We start from the raw sequence: 15,883 nt of genomic DNA on the forward strand, positions 1-15,883 counted from the left end.
ACCGGATGAAAATCATCATCCTTGGGGCAGGGCAGGTCGGCGGTACGCTGGCCGAACATTTGGCCAGTGAAGCCAACGACATCACCGTGGTCGACACTGATGCCGAGCGCCTGCGCAACCTCGGCGACCGCCTGGACATCCGCACGGTGCAGGGCCGCGCGTCGTTTCCAACCGTGCTGCGCCAGGCCGGCGCTGACGATGCCGACATGCTCGTCGCCGTGACCAACAGCGACGAAACCAACATGGTCGCCTGCCAGGTCGCCCACACCCTGTTCCACACTCCGACCAAGATCGCCCGCGTGCGCGAAGCGGCCTACCTGACCCGCGCCGGCCTGTTCGACAACGATGCGATTCCGGTGGACGTGTTGATCAGCCCCGAGCAAGTGGTCACCCACTACATCAAGCGCCTGATCGAAATCCCCGGCGCCCTGCAGGTGATCGACTTTGCCGGCGGCAAGGCGCAACTGGTCGCGGTAAAGGCCTATTACGGCGGCCCGCTGGTGGGGCAGCAACTGCGTCAGTTGCGCGAGCACATGCCGAATGTGGAAACCCGCGTAGCCGCGATTTTCCGCCGTGACCGCCCGATCCTGCCCCAGGGCGATACGGTGATCGAGGCTGACGACGAAGTATTTTTCATCGCCGCCAAGGCGAATATTCGCGCGGTCATGAGCGAAATGCGCCGCCTCGACGAGACCTACAAACGCATCGTCATCGCGGGGGGAGGGCAGATCGGCGAGCGCTTGGCCGAAGCCATCGAAAGCCGCTACCAGGTCAAGATCATCGAGATGAGCCCGGCACGTTGCCGGCATTTGTCCGACACCCTCGACAGCACCGTCGTCCTGCAAGGCAGCGCCTCGGACCGCGACCTGCTGATGGAAGAAAACATCGCCGACGCCGATATCTTCCTGGCCCTGACCAACGATGACGAAGCCAATATCATGTCGTCATTGCTGGCCAAGCGGCTGGGTGCGAAAAAGGTGATGACCATCATCAACAACCCGGCTTATGTGGACTTGATCCAAGGTGGCGATATCGACATCGCCATCAGCCCGCAGTTGGCCACCATCGGCACCTTGCTCGCCCACGTGCGCCGTGGCGATATCGTCAGCGTGCACTCCCTGCGTCGAGGCGCGGCGGAAGCCATCGAGGCGATTGCCCACGGTGACTCGAAATCGAGCAAGGTGATCGGCAAGGCCATCCGCGATATCGGCCTGCCGCCGGGGACGACCATAGGCGCGATCATTCGTGATGAAGAAGTGATCATCGCCCATGACGATACGGTGATTGAAACCGGGGACCATGTGATCCTGTTTCTGGTGGATAAGAAACATATTCGCGATGTGGAGAAGTTGTTCCACGTGGGGCTGAGTTTTTTCTGATGGCGCTACCGCCGGCAAGCCGGCTCCTAAAGGGGGGGTTGTATGCTTGAGTCACTGGAGAAAATGCTCGCCAAGGGTGTGGATAACGCGCTGCTACGGTTTGGCTTGGGCAAGGGTTACCTGGACTTGAAAGACAACGCCAAGGCGGCGGAGCATCTGCAAAAGTGCGTCGAGTTTGATCCGAAATATTCGGCGGCGTGGAAGCTTCTGGGCAAGGCGCAGTTGGGCTTGGAAGATCGTTCGGCGGCGCGGCTGGCGTGGGAGAAGGGCATCGAAGCGGCCCAGGCCCATGGCGACAAACAGGCCGAAAAAGAGATGACGGTGTTCCTGAAGAAACTCGACCGCCAACCTTGAGCCGATCCCTTGTGGGAGCTGGCTTGCCTGCGATGGCATCAACTCGGTTTAACTGAAAGACTGAATTGCCTGCATCGCAGGCAAGCCAGCTCCCACATTAGATCTTCATGGGTCTTGAGTCAGGGGTGGCTCAATACCACCGCGCCTCACCCGGCGGGCGCTTCTTGAAGCGTTTCATGCTCCACATGTACTGGCTCGGGTACGCGCCGACATAACGTTCCACCACCTTGCTCATCGCCGCGCAGGACGTGGCAGTGTCGGTGCTGTACATGTCTTCCGGCGCCGCTTCCAGGATCACTTTGTAACCCGAACCGTCCGGCAGCCGCAGCGCATGCAGGAACACGCCTACCGCCTTGTGGCCGGCGAGCATGTTCGGCACGAACTTGCTGGTCAGCGCCTGGGTGGCGAAGAATGGCACGAAGATCCCGGCGGATTCGGCCGGCTCCGGGTCGGCGGGGATACCTACCTGGCCGCCTTTGCGCACTTCCTTGATCACACTGAGGATGCCTTCCTTGGTCGACGCGGCCACACGGTTGCCCAGTTGCACGCGCTGCTTGCGCAGCAATTCGTCCACCGCCTTGAGTTTGGGCGGGCGGTAGAAAATGATCGGTTTGCATTGGCTGCAATAGAAGTGGTTCAGCACTTCCCAGTTGCCCAGGTGGCTGGTGATACCGACCACACCTTTGCCCGAGGCGAGGGCTTCATGCAGCACCTCCAAGCCTTCGACTTCACGCACCAGATCGATGGAGCGCTGGGCCGGCCAGATCCAGGCGCAGGCGCTTTCGGTCAGGGACTTGCCGATGTCCATCAGGCTGCGGCCGACCAGCGCTTCGCGCTCGGCGGGGTCCATGTCCGGGAAGCATTTGGAGAGGTTGATCCGCACGGTGTCGCGGGAACGATTGGGGGTTTTCCACATAATCCAGCCAATAGCCGTGCCGACGGCCTGGACAGCGCGCCATGGCAGCAGGGCAAACAGCCGGAGAGCGCCTACCAGCAAGGCGCCTTTAAACTTTTCCACAGGTCACTCCTGATCGTGTGTGGTGCGCAAAGCCGGCATTCTAACCGGCGTTGGCCAGGTCCGCGTAACGGTCGCAGTCCTGAGTGTGGTCCATGACCATGCCCGAGGCCTGCATGAACGCGTAGCAAATGGTCGGGCCGACAAAGGTAAAGCCGGCTTTTTTCAGCGTCTTGCTCATTGCTTCGGCCTCGGGCGTGATCGCCGGGACTTCGCTGCGATCCTTGAAATGGTTGACCTTGGGTGTGCCGCCGACGAAGGACCAGAGCAACCCCACCGGGTCCTCCAGCGCCAGCCAGGCGGCGGCATTGCGTCGGGTGGCATTGAGTTTCAGGCGGTTACGCACGATGCCCGGATCGAGCATCAGCGCTTCGATCTCGGCGTCGCTCAGTTGGGCCAAGCGCTGCGCATTAAAACCGAACAAGACCTTTCGATAATGCTCGCGTTTGCGTAAAACGGTGATCCAGGACAGGCCCGCCTGGAACCCTTCGAGTAAAAGCAACTCGAACAAACCCTGCGCATCGCGCAGCGGCGTTCCCCACTCCTGATCGTGATAAGCCATGTACAGCGGATCTTCAGAACACCAAAAGCAGCGTGGCATAAGGCTCCAGGGGATGGTGGCGCGGCCGAATCGGGTATACTCCCGCTCTTTAAATCGCAGCCCAAGTAACAGGTGAATTTCGTGAGCCAGCCTACGCCAGCCGTGCGTACCTTCCAAGACTTGATCCTCGCCCTCCAGCAATACTGGGCCGAGCAAGGTTGTGTGGTACTTCAGCCCTACGATATGGAAGTAGGCGCCGGCACTTTCCACACCGCTACCTTCCTGCGGGCCATTGGCCCGGAAACCTGGAACGCCGCTTATGTGCAGCCCAGTCGTCGCCCGACTGACGGCCGCTACGGCGAAAACCCGAACCGTCTGCAGCACTACTACCAGTTCCAGGTGGTACTGAAGCCGAACCCGGACAACTTCCAGGAACTGTACCTGGGCTCGCTCAAGCATGTGGGCCTCGACCCACTGGTCCATGACATCCGTTTTGTCGAAGACAACTGGGAATCGCCGACCCTGGGCGCCTGGGGCCTGGGCTGGGAAGTCTGGCTCAACGGTATGGAAGTGACGCAGTTCACTTACTTCCAGCAAGCCGGTGGCATCGAGTGCTACCCGGTGACCGGCGAGATCACCTACGGTCTCGAGCGCCTGGCCATGTACCTGCAAGGCGTGGACTCGGTCTACGACCTGGTGTGGGCGGATGGCCCGTTCGGCAAAGTGACCTACGGCGACGTGTTCCACCAGAACGAGGTGGAGCAGTCCACCTACAACTTCGAACACGCCAACGTCGACAAACTGTTCGAACTGTTCGACTTCTATGAAAGCGAAGCCAAGCGCCTGATCGAACTCGACCAGCCGCTGCCGTTGCCAAGCTATGAAATGGTGTTGAAGGCCTCCCATACCTTCAACCTGCTGGATGCCCGCCGTGCCATCTCGGTCACCGCGCGCCAGCAATACATCCTGCGTGTGCGCACCCTGGCGCGTTCCGTCGCCCAAGCCTACCTGCTGGCTCGCGCCAAGCTGGGCTTCCCGATGGCAACCCCGGACCTGCGTGATGAAGTGTTGGCTAAGCTGGAGGCTGCACAATGAGTGCTCAAGATTTCCTGGTTGAACTGGGCACAGAAGAGCTGCCACCCAAGGCACTGAACACCCTGGCCGACGCGTTCCTGGCCGGTATCGAAAAAGGCCTGCAGACCGCTGGCCTGAAATTCGCCGCGAAAAAAGTCTACGCCGCGCCACGTCGCCTGGCCGTGTTGCTGACCGCGCTGGAAACCCAGCAACCGGACCGCAGCATCAACCTCGACGGCCCGCCACGCCAGGCGGCTTTCGATGCTGAAGGCAACCCGACTCAAGCTGCACTGGGTTTTGCCAAGAAGTGTGGCGTGGAACTGAGCGAGATCGACCAGAGCGGTCCGAAACTGCGTTTCAGCCAGGTCATCACCGGCAAGCCGACCGCCAGCCTGTTGCCGACCATCGTCGAAGATTCCCTGAACGACTTGCCGATTCCCAAGCGCATGCGCTGGGGTGCTCGCAAGGAAGAGTTCGTACGTCCAACCCAGTGGCTGGTGATGCTGCTCGGTGATCAAGTCATCGACTGCACCCTCCTCGCCCAGAAAGCCGGTCGTGATTCCCGTGGCCACCGCTTCCACCACCCGCAAGCCGTACGCATCACGTCGCCGGCCAACTACCTCAACGACCTGCGCGCCGCCTATGTGCTGGCCGACGCCAACGAGCGGCGCGAGCTGATCAGCAAGCGCACCGAAGAGCTGGCCCGCCTGCAGGAAGGCACCGCCATCGTGCCGCCAAGCCTGCTCGACGAAGTGACGGCGTTGGTTGAGTGGCCAGTGCCGCTGGTGTGCTCGTTCGAGGAACGTTTCCTCGACGTGCCGCAAGAAGCGCTGATCACTACCATGCAGGACAACCAGAAGTATTTCTGCCTGCTGGATGTGGATGGCAAGTTGCTGCCGCGTTTCATCACCGTGGCCAACATCGAGAGCAAGGACCCGCAGCAGATCATCGCCGGTAACGAAAAAGTCGTTCGCCCGCGCCTGACTGACGCCGAGTTCTTCTTCAAGCAAGACAAGAAGCAGAAGCTCGAAGACTTCAACCTGCGCCTGCAAAACGTGGTGTTCCAGGAAAAACTCGGCAGCGTCTACGACAAGGCCGTACGGGTCTCCAAGCTGGCCGCCTACATTGCGCCACGCATTGGCGGCGATTCCGCCTGGGCTGCGCGTGCAGGCTTGCTGTCCAAGTGCGACCTGGCCACCGAGATGGTCGGCGAGTTCCCGGAGATGCAAGGTGTCGCCGGCTACTACTACGCGCTCAACGACGGCGAGCCGCAAGATGTCGCCCTGGCCCTGAACGAGCAGTACATGCCACGCGGTGCCGGCGCTGAACTGCCGACCACCCTGACCGGTGCAGCTGTGGCGATCGCCGACAAACTGGACACCCTCGTGGGTATCTTCGGTATCGGCATGTTGCCAACCGGCAGCAAAGACCCGTATGCCCTGCGCCGAGCGGCCCTGGGCGTGCTGCGTATCCTCATCGACAAGAAGCTCGACCTCGACCTGACCCAGGCCGTGGTGTTCGCCGTCGGCCAGTTCGGTGCCAAGGTCAAGCAAGCCGGCCTGGCCGAACAAGTGCTGGAGTTCGTGTTCGACCGCCTGCGTGCGCGCTACGAAGACGAAGGCGTGGACGTGTCGGTGTACCTGTCGGTACGTGCCCTGCAGCCGGGTTCGGCGCTGGACTTCGACCAGCGCGTACAAGCCGTGCAGGCCTTCCGCAAACTGCCGGAAGCCGATGCACTGGCCGCCGTGAACAAGCGTGTGTCGAACCTGCTGAGCAAGGCCGAAGGCCTGGGCAATGCCGACGTCGACCCTGGCCTGTTTGCAGACGCCAAGGAGTTTTCGCTGAACTCGGCCATCGCCAAGGCTGAAAACGCCGTGAAGCCGCTGATCGCCGAGCGCAACTACGCCGAAGCATTGGCGCGCCTGGCCACCTTGCGTGAGCCGGTGGATGCGTTCTTCGAAGCCGTGATGATCAATGCCGAAGATGCCGGCGTGCGGAAAAACCGCTACGCCATGCTGGCGCGCCTGCGTGGCTTGTTCGTCAATATCGCTGACATTTCGACGCTGAGCTGACCATGTTGAAACTGCTGATTCTCGATCGGGACGGAGTGATCAACTACGACTCCGACGCTTACATCAAGTCGGTGGCGGAATGGATTCCACTGCCCGGTTCGATCGAGGCCATCGCGCAGTTGAGCAAAGCCGGCTGGACAGTGGCGATCGCCACCAACCAGTCCGGCATCTCCCGTGGTTACTACGACATCGCCACCCTGGACGCCATGCATGCACGCCTGCGCGCGTTGGTGGCCGAGCAGGGCGGTGAGGTAGGGCTGGTGGTGTACTGCCCCCACGGGCCGGATGAGGGCTGCGATTGCCGCAAACCCAAACCCGGCATGTTGAAAACCATTGCAGAACATTACAAGGTGCCCTTGGCTGGGATATGGTTCGTCGGGGACAGCCTCGGTGACCTGGCGGCGGCCAAAGCCGTCGACTCTCAGCCAGTTTTGGTTAAGACCGGGAAAGGCGAAAAGACCCAGGCGAAAAACCTGCCGGTAGGCACCTTGATTTTTGACGATCTGGCGGCCGTTGCCGCAGAACTTATCAACAACTAGCCGCCCTCGACTTCCTGACCAAGGATTGTTCGGGAGTGCGCTTTTAACAGGCGGGCGTTGTCCCGCAACGGTAAATGCCGCCATGTCGATTTTGCAGGCCATCAGAACCTTCTTCTTTTACCTGCTGTTGGGCACCAGTTCGTTTCTCTGGTGCACCCTGAGCTTTTTTATCGCGCCTTTCCTGCCGTTCAAGGCGCGCTATCGCTTTATCAACGTCTATTGGTGCCGCTGCGCGTTGTGGCTGACCAAGGTGTTCCTGAACATCCGCTTCGAGATCAAGGGCGCGGAAAACGTACCGGACCAGCCCTGCGTGATTCTGTCGAACCACCAGAGCACCTGGGAGACGTTCTTTCTCTCGGCGTACTTCTCGCCGTTGAGCCAGGTGCTTAAGCGCGAATTGCTGTATGTACCGTTCTTCGGCTGGGCCATGGCCATGTTGCGGCCGATCGCCATTGACCGTGACAACCCCAAGGCGGCCCTCAAGCACGTGGCCAAGAAGGGCGACGAGTTGCTCAAGGATGGTGTTTGGGTGCTGATCTTCCCCGAAGGCACTCGTGTGCCCTACGGCACCGTGGGCAAGTTCTCACGTGGCGGCACGGCGTTGGCCGTCAACGCCAACCTGCCCGTACTGCCGATTGCCCACAACGCCGGCAAATTCTGGCCAAAAACCGGCTGGGCTAAACGCGAAGGCACCATCACCGTAGTCATCGGCGAACCGATGTACGCCGAAGGTGAAGGGCCACGGGCGATTGCTGCGCTGAATGACCGTGCTGCGGCCTGGAATGAAGCGCAGCAACGGGCCATGGGTTCGCTGCCGCCTGAGCCCGTTGTGGTGGACACGCCGGTGATCTGAGCATCTGTGGATAACCTGTGCACGGTTTGTTGGCGAATTGCACTTTTTGACTTATAAGAAGCTGATTTTATTACATATTTCCCAAGCTCATAAAATCACGGAAAAGGTGCATAAGTTTTTTCCGCAGAAAAAAACCGGTCCTTGCGACCGGTTTTTTATGCACAGCAGGAAAGTAGGATTTCTCAGTCTTCCAACAGGGGCAATTGCAGGCTGAACGTGGTGCCTTTGCCAACCACGCTTTCACAGCTGATACGTCCACCATGGCGCTCCACCACCGCTTTGACCATGGTCAGCCCAAGCCCCAAACCTTCGCTGCCCTGGGCGGAATCAAAGCGCCGGTATTGGCTGAACAACTCGGGCAGGTCCTCTGCCGCAATCCCAGGCCCCTGGTCACTCATACGACATTCCAACCAGCCCTGCGCACTGCTGTGTCTGAGCCGGACAGTGGTGCCGGAGGGCGAATACTTGATGGCGTTCTCCAGCACATTAAATAATGCCCGCGTGAGCAGTGACTGATCCGCAGACACCATGCCCTCATCGGCTTCATCCAGATCGTGAACCAGGTGGATACCCTTGAGCTGGGCAATCAACGCGACTTGATCAAAGGCATCCATGACCAACATGGCGAACAACGTTGGCTGGAACTGGTAACCGTCAGCCTCGGCCTTGGCCAGTTGCACAAAGGATTCCGTGAGGCTCAAGGCGCGACGAACTTGCTGTTCGATTTGGGCGAACACTTGGGACTCGCCGTTATGCACATCCAGCAGCGCCAGGATCGCCGAGTGTGGTGCACGCAGGTCGTGGGAGAGGAACCGTAACATCGTCTCGCGATGTTGCTGGGCTTCGCGCTCCTTGCTCAAGTCCGTCAGGCTCAGCAGCCAGCCCAGTGCGACATCGCCTTCGGCCGGCAACAAGGGCGCCAACTCCATGCGCAGGCTGCGTTGGTGGATATCCCGGAACTCGACCAGCTCCAGCGCCGAGAGGGCAGGGCGCACGCCATTGTGCAGCGGCGGGTAGCCCAGGTCGGCCAACTGCTCCAGCAGGTTTTCGGTAACAAGGTCATTGCCGAACACGTCACGGGCGATACGGTTGGCCAACAGGATATTGCCCTTGGGGTCGGTGATCAACGTTGCCACCGGCAGGCATTCCAAGCCATCGGCCATAAAGCGCCGCGTGTCACGCGTGCGGCTTACGGCCTGCTCCAGGGCAAAGATACGCGCCTGCAAGACATCACCCCTGCTGGCGGGCGCACGGCGGCGTTCGGGCAGGACTTTGGGTTCGTTGTCCAGGCGCGCCAGTTCCCAGCCGAAGTAGGCGAGGATCACACTGAGGCGACGCCAGTTCCAAATCAGGTAACTGAGCAGCAAACCGATCAAGCAGGCCGCGGGCGACCACCAGTGACCCAGGCGCAACAGGGCCAAGGAACCCAGCAGTGCGGCAGACATGCAGCCCAGGGTCATCCACAACGCGTAGCGCGGACTGTAGAGCAGCAAGCCCAACAGCAATGCCACCAGGGACGTCGCCATAAGCGCCGCGAGCCATCCCGGCAAATCGACAATGCTGCGGCCTTGAAGCAAGCCATTGAGTACGTTGGCTTGGATCTCCACGCCCGCAGTGGTGCCAACCGTGGAGGACAGCGGCGTGACAAAACGATCGCCCAAGCCTGAAGCTGTTGACCCCACCAAAATCAGGCGACCGCGCAACTGCTCGGGCGGTACTTCACCGCGCAGAACGCTGACGTAGGACACGCTAGGAAAATGGGTGTGTGGTGCGATGAATGGGATGCGAATCGAGTGTTCACGGTGCCAGTGTTGGGTGAGCGCCTGCAGAGGCTCACCCGGCATCTCTGACAACTCGCCGCTCATCTCGTAGGCCAGCCAAGCCAGTTGGGGCGCCGTGGCGTCTGGTGGACCTTCACGCAGGTACAGGCTGCGGACCACACCGTCGTTGTCGGCCTCCACATTGATATGGCCCACACCCTTGGCGCATTTATGCAGCGGCTGCATCTGTGCGCTGGGTTGGCTGTAGCTCGCCGTGCCCTCACGCACCAGCGGCAGCAACACATTGCCGGCATTGCAGACCGCCTCTGCCAGGCGTTTGTCATTGGTCGGGTCGCCGGCTTCACTGAAGATCACATCGAACAGGATACCCGCCGGTTGTGCCGCATTGAGACGATCGATCAGGTCAGCATGCAAACTGCGCGGCCAGGGCCATTGACCGAGCTTTTTCAGGCTGGGGTCGTCGATGGTCACCAGCAGGATACGCGGGTCTACCGGTAGCGGGGTGAGGCGGCGCAGGCTGTCATACAACGGATTATTCAGCGCCAGGCCAGGGCTCAAGGACAGGTAAGCGGTGATCGGCAATAGCAGCAAGCCAATCCACAGCCACTCGCGCACTAAGCCGTGGAACAGGCGCTGGGCATGGGTAGGTTGGCGTTTCTCGGCCTTGCCCCAAAGCATCATAGGTCAACGTGCCTGGGCGGTGGGTGGGTAGTAGAAGATGTCATAGACCCCGGTTTCTCCCTCCAGGCCGTTTTCATCGTATGCCGACAAGCGCACGTGATAGAACGAGGCTTTGAGCCCAGTGAAGCTCATTTTCGGCGTGCTGGAAAAGTTTTCCTGCTTGATGTTCATAAAGGCTTTATCAGTGGCGACTTGGGCGCGGTACCGATGGGCACCCGGCAGTGGCCGAAGGTACAGACTCCAGACCGGCGCATCGCCCTTTTGGCCATCCTGCCCCACGAGCTTCGGTGCGGTAAGCAACTCAACGGGTTTCAAATCACCGTGTTTCTTGAACAGCAAACCTTGCCGGGCGCCCACGTTGACCTCCTGTTCCACGGTCCGGGTCTTAGTCTCGCGATTGACGGCGACCTGACCGTCCAACACTTCGAGTACCGATTGCTCAGTGTCGTTACGCACCCGAAAGTGTGTGCCTCGTACACCCAGCACACCCACGGGGGTGACGATCTGGAAACGGTCATGTTCGCTGGCGCGCTTGATCACATACGCTTCCGCCTGGCCCTGATCGAGTACAACCTGGGGAATCGACTGCTTCTTTTCCAGATGCAATCGCACCTGGGAACTGGAAGGTAATACCACCCGGGATCCGTCACCGAGCAACAAGCTGACGAACGCCGACGCCGATGTCTTTACACCTTCCTGTTCATCAATGGTCATGCCTTCCAGCAAAGGGCTTGCCTTGCCTTTGGTATCGAGTTTCCACGCTTCCCCGGTGAGGTGCTGAACCACTGCCGGTAGAGGCTGGGCTCGGCACAGAAAGTCGTCATCAATGTAAGGCGAACGATTCTTGGCAGCAGCCCCCACAGAGCCGACCGCCATGATCAGCAGTGGGGGGAGGGCGCGGCGTAAGCGGTTCGGTGAAAGGATCATGATGCTCATCAAGGTCGGGGTTCCAGAGGGCGTCGGCTATCAGCGCACAGGAGTTTACGACAGCGCATGCGTCGGCTGATCCTTTTCCTTATGGTCGGGAGCCGGTATCTTTCCCACATAGGTCGCGACGACTTTCAGTGGGTTCACCCCTCATTGATCCCAGCGTACCGAGAGATCCAAGGGGTCGACGAATCTGAGCACAATTCTTCAGATTCAACGGCCGGCATCTGCGCAGTACGTGCCCATCAATAACACCAGGCTGACGGCTGCCGTACTCTTTAAGTAGAAAGGACCCACCCATGCGTGTCGCAATACTGGATGACGAACCCGCGGAACTGCGCCGGGTGGAACAGACACTGCGACAAATCCCCAGCACCGCCGAACACCCCTGGACCCTGCATTGCTTCGAACGCGGTGAAGACCTGCTTCGCCAACTGCGCCGGGAAACGTTCGACCTGTTGATACTCGACTGGCAATTGCCCGATATCACCGGGATTGCATTGCTACGCTGGACCCGCGAACACATGGAGTCGCCTCCTGCCGTCATCATGCTCACCAGCCGTGACGCCGAGAGTGATATCGTCACTGCGCTGAACAGCGGTGCGGATGACTACGTCAGCAAACCCTTTCGCCCCAATGAACTGAAGGCGAGGGTCACGGCGGTTCTGCGTCGCCACGGCCTGCAGAAATCCGCCAACCATGAAGTGCAAAGCTTCAACGACCTGACCTTCGATGACGCAGAATTGACCGTCACCCGCGCGGGTAAACCTATCAACCTGACCGAGCGAGAGTACCGACTGGCCAGTTGCTTATTTGCCAATTTGGCGCGACCACTGTCTCGCGAGTACCTCTACGAGCGGTTCTGGACCCATGAAGAAATAGTGTCCTCACGTCCGCTGGATACGCATATCTACCGGTTGCGCAATAAGCTGGGGCTCACCGCCGATCGCGGTTGGCAGCTGCTGACCATCTATGGGTATGGGTACCGATTGGAGAGCGTGGCGACTGTTTCGGAAAGCTAAAAACGCTGATGTTCCACGTGGAGCAATTTCTAGATCACTGAACACTGCCCAATAAAAAAGGCCAACGCTTAGCGTTGGCCTTTTTTGGTTTGGCTGTTTGCCTGAATCAGAAGTCCAGGTTAGACACCGCCAACGCATTGCTCTCGATGAAGTCACGACGAGGCTCGACCGCATCACCCATGAGGGTGTTGAAGATCTGGTCCGCGCCAATGGCGTCTTCGATGGTCACGCGCAGCATACGACGCTGAGCCGGATCCATAGTGGTTTCCCACAGTTGATCCGGGTTCATTTCGCCCAGACCTTTGTATCGCTGGATAGTGTGACGCTTGGTGCTTTCGGCCATCAGCCAGTCGAGGGCTTCCTTGAACTCCTTGACCTGCTTCTTGCGTTCGCCACGCTGAATATAAGCACCGTCGTCCAGCAGGGTGCTCAGTTGCGCGCCCAGGGTAACCACGGTCTTGTAGTCATTGCTGCCGAAGAAGTCGCGGTTGAAGGTGACGTAGTTCGACAGGCCGTGGGAGATCAATTCGACCTCTGGCAGCCAGACGTTACGTTCACGGTCTTCACGCAGGCTGGCTTTGTACACCAGGCCGGACTTCTCCGAAGTGCGCAGGCGGGTTTCGTATTGAGCCAGCCAATTCTGCATGTGGGCGTGATCACCCAATTGCTCCAGACTCACGGACGGCAGGTAGATGAAGTGCTCGGTCAGTTCCTGCGGGTACAGGCGCGACAGACGCTTGAGGGTCTTCATTACCATGCGGAAATCGTTAACCAGACGCTCCAACGCCTCACCGGAGATACCCGGCGCTTCGTCGTTCAAGTGCAGGCTGGCATCTTCCAAGGCCGACTGCGTCATGTACTCTTCCATGGCGTCGTCGTCTTTGATGTATTGCTCTTGCTTGCCTTTTTTCACTTTGTACAACGGCGGTTGGGCGATGTAGATATAGCCGCGTTCGATCAGCTCAGGCAACTGACGGAAGAAGAAGGTCAGCAGCAGGGTACGGATGTGCGAACCGTCGACGTCAGCATCGGTCATGATGATGATGTTGTGATAACGCAGCTTGTCGATGTTGTATTCGTCACGACCGATACCGCAACCCAACGCCGTGATCAAGGTGCCAACTTCCTGGGAAGAAATCATCTTGTCGAAGCGCGCCTTCTCGACGTTGAGGATCTTACCCTTCAACGGCAGGATGGCCTGGGTGCGACGGTTACGACCCTGCTTGGCGGAACCGCCAGCAGAGTCACCTTCCACCAGGTACAGTTCGGAGAGGGCAGGGTCCTTCTCCTGGCAGTCAGCGAGTTTGCCCGGCAGGCCGGCAATGTCCAACGCGCCTTTACGACGGGTCATTTCACGGGCCTTACGCGCGGCTTCACGGGCACGTGCAGCGTCGATCATCTTGCCGACGACCAACTTGGCTTCGTTCGGGTTCTCCAGCAGGAAGTCGGAGAAGTACTTGCCCATCTCCTGCTCCACTGCGGTCTTCACTTCGGAAGACACCAGCTTGTCTTTGGTCTGGGAGCTGAACTTCGGATCCGGTACTTTCACCGAGATAATCGCGGTCAAGCCTTCGCGGGCATCGTCACCGGTGGTGGCAACTTTATGCTTCTTCGCCAGGCCTTCGGCTTCGATGTAGGTGTTCAGGTTACGCGTCAGTGCCGAACGGAAACCCACCAGGTGAGTACCGCCATCGCGCTGAGGAATGTTGTTGGTGAAGCACAACAGGTTCTCGTTGAAGCTGTCGTTCCACTGCAGGGCGATTTCCACGCCAATGCCGTCTTCACGCTGGATGTTGAAGTGGAACACCTGGTTGACCGCAGTCTTGTTGGTGTTCAGGTATTCAACGAACGCACGCAAGCCGCCTTCGTACTTGAACAGCTCTTCCTTGCCGCTGCGCTCGTCCTTGAGGACGATACCCACGCCGGAGTTAAGGAACGACAGTTCACGAATACGCTTGGCCAGGATGTCCCAGCTGAAGTGAATATTCTTGAAGGTTTCAGCCGATGGCTTGAAGTGAATCTGGGTGCCGGTGGTTTCACTGTCGCCGACGATTTTCATCGGTTCTTGTGGAACGCCGTGAACGTAGGTCTGTTCCCAGATCTTGCCGCTGCGGCGCACAGTCAGGATCAGCTCTTCGGACAGTGCGTTCACTACCGAAACGCCCACACCGTGCAAACCGCCGGAGACTTTATAGGAGTTGTCGTCGAACTTACCGCCAGCGTGGAGCACGGTCATGATGACCTCTGCCGCCGAAACGCCTTCTTCTTTGTGCACGTCTACCGGAATGCCGCGACCGTTGTCGCGTACGGTAATCGACTCATCCGGGTGGATGATAATGCTGATGTCGTCGCAGTGACCGGCCAGAGCTTCGTCGATGGAGTTGTCGACCACCTCGAACACCATGTGGTGCAGACCGCTACCGTCATCAGTGTCGCCAATGTACATACCGGGACGTTTGCGTACGGCATCCAAACCTTTCAGCACTTTAATGCTGGTCGAGTCGTACGTGTTTTCTTCGCTCATGCCTTCACTCCCGATGGTCGTGGGTCTGGGTGATACGGCCTTGTTCCACGTGGAACAAAGCGACTGGCGTTTCCGTCTGCCAGCCTTCCCTCAATAATTCGTGGTCTACACAGGTGATAAACACCTGGCAGCGTAATTCTTCCAACAAGCGGCATAGCGCGCGGCGGTGTTGCTCGTCGAGCTCAGACGGCAAGTCATCCACCAGATAAATACACTGACCGCGCCGGGCCTGACTAACCAAATGGCCCTGGGCGATCCGCAATGCACATACCACCAACTTCTGCTGGCCACGGGACAAGATATCCGCAGCATTGTGAGCGCCTAACCTAAGGCGCAAATCAGCTCGCTGGGGTCCGGCTTGGGTATGGCCAATTTGCTGATCCCGCTGCAAGGACGTTGCGAGCACTGCACTCAGCTCACGTTCTTTATCCCAACCACGGTAGTAACTCAGCGTCAGACCCTCGAGATCCAATAACTCACTCAAGGTCTGTTCAAAGACTGGTTTCAAGGCTTTGATATAGGCACGGCGGTATTCATCTATTTCATCGCTGGCCAGGCACAGTTCCCGGTCCCAGGCCGCTTGCGAAGCGGCGTCAAGTGTACCATGCCGCAGCCATGAGTTCCGCTGCCGCAGGGCCTTCTGCAAACGCTGCCACGTGGCCATGAACCGGGGTTCCACGTGGAACACTCCCCAATCGAGGAATTGCCTGCGGATTCTGGGCGCACCTTCCAATAGGCGGAAACTGTCAGGGTTGATCAATTGCAGCGGCAGGATCTCCGCCAGCTGCGCAGCACTGCGAGCATTTTGCCCGTCAATGCGAATTTGGAACTCTCCGCCACGATCACGGGAAATCCCCAGGCTGCTGTGCCCACCTTCTGCCAGTTCAACCTGGCCAAACACCGTGCATGCCAACTGCTCATACTGGATGACTGGTAACAAGCGAGCACTGCGAAAGGAACGGGCAAGCCCCAACAGGTGAATGGCTTCCAGCACGCTGGTTTTGCCACTGCCGTTGGCGCCGTGGAGGATATTGATGCGGGGGGAGGGGGAGAAGGTCACCGGGTGCAAATTGCGCACCGCGGTGACCGAGACGCGACTGAGGGACATCTAGCTTCTGCTG

At 59.2% G+C, this 15,883-nt stretch carries 13 protein-coding genes; 7 read left to right on the top strand and 6 right to left on the bottom strand.

Annotated features, from left to right (window positions below):
- Nucleotides 1-5: 5 nt before the first annotated feature.
- Complete coding sequence (gene trkA / locus KHP07_RS09635) at nt 6-1,379, top strand: Trk system potassium transporter TrkA (protein ID WP_065875588.1); 1,374 nt, start codon at nt 6-8, stop codon at nt 1,377-1,379.
- A 42-nt stretch (nt 1,380-1,421) separates the two neighbouring features.
- A complete protein-coding gene (locus KHP07_RS09640; protein ID WP_100491831.1) occupies nt 1,422-1,733 on the top strand; it encodes a hypothetical protein in 312 nt (103 codons plus the stop codon).
- Nucleotides 1,734-1,863: 130 nt separating this feature from the next.
- Here KHP07_RS09640 and KHP07_RS09645 read toward each other — a convergent pair whose 3' ends face one another.
- Together KHP07_RS09645 and KHP07_RS09650 are read right to left on the bottom strand one after the other, a co-directional pair.
- The gene (locus tag KHP07_RS09645; protein WP_025854378.1) at nt 1,864-2,751 is read right to left on the bottom strand and encodes a lysophospholipid acyltransferase; all 888 of its coding nucleotides are present in this window, start codon (nt 2,749-2,751) and stop codon (nt 1,864-1,866) included.
- 40 nt (nt 2,752-2,791) lie between these two features.
- The gene (locus KHP07_RS09650; RefSeq protein WP_078046203.1) at nt 2,792-3,349 is read right to left on the bottom strand and encodes a DNA-3-methyladenine glycosylase I; all 558 of its coding nucleotides are present in this window, start codon (nt 3,347-3,349) and stop codon (nt 2,792-2,794) included.
- Nucleotides 3,350-3,430: 81 nt separating this feature from the next.
- On the opposite strand from KHP07_RS09650, the gene glyQ reads away from it, so the two are divergent.
- The 4 genes from glyQ to KHP07_RS09670 all read left to right on the top strand — a co-directional run bounded on the left by glyQ (nt 3,431) and on the right by KHP07_RS09670 (nt 7,827).
- Nucleotides 3,431-4,384 carry a glycine--tRNA ligase subunit alpha gene (glyQ, locus tag KHP07_RS09655; RefSeq protein ID WP_003187265.1) on the top strand — a complete coding sequence of 318 codons (954 nt, stop codon included), beginning with the start codon at nt 3,431-3,433 and terminating at the stop codon, nt 4,382-4,384.
- The gene (gene glyS, locus KHP07_RS09660) at nt 4,381-6,435 is read left to right on the top strand and encodes a glycine--tRNA ligase subunit beta (RefSeq protein ID WP_078046202.1); all 2,055 of its coding nucleotides are present in this window, start codon (nt 4,381-4,383) and stop codon (nt 6,433-6,435) included. Before glyQ ends, glyS begins: the two co-directional genes overlap by 4 nt.
- 2 nt (nt 6,436-6,437) lie before the next feature.
- Nucleotides 6,438-6,974, top strand: a complete 537-nt coding sequence (gene gmhB / locus KHP07_RS09665) for a D-glycero-beta-D-manno-heptose 1,7-bisphosphate 7-phosphatase (RefSeq protein WP_214497114.1) — start codon at nt 6,438-6,440, stop codon at nt 6,972-6,974.
- 82 nt (nt 6,975-7,056) lie between these two features.
- Nucleotides 7,057-7,827 (top strand): lysophospholipid acyltransferase family protein, encoded by a 771-nt coding sequence (locus KHP07_RS09670; RefSeq protein ID WP_078046201.1) that lies wholly within the window; start codon nt 7,057-7,059, stop codon nt 7,825-7,827.
- 182 nt (nt 7,828-8,009) lie between these two features.
- Here KHP07_RS09670 and KHP07_RS09675 read toward each other — a convergent pair whose 3' ends face one another.
- Together KHP07_RS09675 and KHP07_RS09680 are read right to left on the bottom strand one after the other, a co-directional pair.
- Nucleotides 8,010-10,289 (bottom strand): CHASE2 domain-containing protein, encoded by a 2,280-nt coding sequence (locus KHP07_RS09675; protein ID WP_214497115.1) that lies wholly within the window; start codon nt 10,287-10,289, stop codon nt 8,010-8,012.
- Nucleotides 10,290-10,292: 3 nt separating this feature from the next.
- Complete coding sequence (locus tag KHP07_RS09680; protein ID WP_250883536.1) at nt 10,293-11,165, bottom strand: FecR family protein; 873 nt, start codon at nt 11,163-11,165, stop codon at nt 10,293-10,295.
- Between the two features lie 350 nt (nt 11,166-11,515).
- On the opposite strand from KHP07_RS09680, the gene KHP07_RS09685 reads away from it, so the two are divergent.
- Nucleotides 11,516-12,238 (top strand): response regulator transcription factor, encoded by a 723-nt coding sequence (locus KHP07_RS09685; RefSeq protein WP_214497117.1) that lies wholly within the window; start codon nt 11,516-11,518, stop codon nt 12,236-12,238.
- A gap of 106 nt (nt 12,239-12,344) precedes the next feature.
- Here KHP07_RS09685 and gyrB read toward each other — a convergent pair whose 3' ends face one another.
- Nucleotides 12,345-14,762, bottom strand: a complete 2,418-nt coding sequence (gyrB, locus tag KHP07_RS09690; protein ID WP_078046197.1) for a DNA topoisomerase (ATP-hydrolyzing) subunit B — start codon at nt 14,760-14,762, stop codon at nt 12,345-12,347.
- Between the two features lie 4 nt (nt 14,763-14,766).
- On the bottom strand, nt 14,767-15,870 hold the full coding sequence (gene recF / locus KHP07_RS09695) for a DNA replication/repair protein RecF (protein ID WP_214497118.1): 1,104 nt from the start codon (nt 15,868-15,870) through the stop codon (nt 14,767-14,769).
- Nucleotides 15,871-15,883 lie beyond the last annotated feature (13 nt).

The sequence above is a fragment of the Pseudomonas sp. VS40 genome, assembly GCF_018587885.1.
In the GTDB taxonomy this organism is placed as follows: domain Bacteria; phylum Pseudomonadota; class Gammaproteobacteria; order Pseudomonadales; family Pseudomonadaceae; genus Aquipseudomonas; species Aquipseudomonas pergaminensis.

What these genes read in the sequence shown, in the direction of transcription:
- trkA (WP_065875588.1), top strand. Translation starts at nt 6, where the DNA reads ATGAAAATCATCATCCTTGGGGCAGGGCAGGTCGGCGGTACGCTGGCC.
- KHP07_RS09640 (WP_100491831.1), top strand. Translation starts at nt 1,422, where the DNA reads ATGCTTGAGTCACTGGAGAAAATGCTCGCCAAGGGTGTGGATAACGCG.
- KHP07_RS09650 (WP_078046203.1), bottom strand. Translation starts at nt 3,349, where the DNA reads ATGCCACGCTGCTTTTGGTGTTCTGAAGATCCGCTGTACATGGCTTAT.
- glyS (WP_078046202.1), top strand. Translation starts at nt 4,381, where the DNA reads ATGAGTGCTCAAGATTTCCTGGTTGAACTGGGCACAGAAGAGCTGCCA.
- gmhB (WP_214497114.1), top strand. Translation starts at nt 6,438, where the DNA reads ATGTTGAAACTGCTGATTCTCGATCGGGACGGAGTGATCAACTACGAC.
- KHP07_RS09670 (WP_078046201.1), top strand. Translation starts at nt 7,057, where the DNA reads ATGTCGATTTTGCAGGCCATCAGAACCTTCTTCTTTTACCTGCTGTTG.
- KHP07_RS09675 (WP_214497115.1), bottom strand. Translation starts at nt 10,289, where the DNA reads ATGATGCTTTGGGGCAAGGCCGAGAAACGCCAACCTACCCATGCCCAG.
- KHP07_RS09680 (WP_250883536.1), bottom strand. Translation starts at nt 11,165, where the DNA reads ATGGCGGTCGGCTCTGTGGGGGCTGCTGCCAAGAATCGTTCGCCTTAC.
- KHP07_RS09685 (WP_214497117.1), top strand. Translation starts at nt 11,516, where the DNA reads ATGCGTGTCGCAATACTGGATGACGAACCCGCGGAACTGCGCCGGGTG.
- gyrB (WP_078046197.1), bottom strand. Translation starts at nt 14,762, where the DNA reads ATGAGCGAAGAAAACACGTACGACTCGACCAGCATTAAAGTGCTGAAA.
- recF (WP_214497118.1), bottom strand. Translation starts at nt 15,870, where the DNA reads ATGTCCCTCAGTCGCGTCTCGGTCACCGCGGTGCGCAATTTGCACCCG.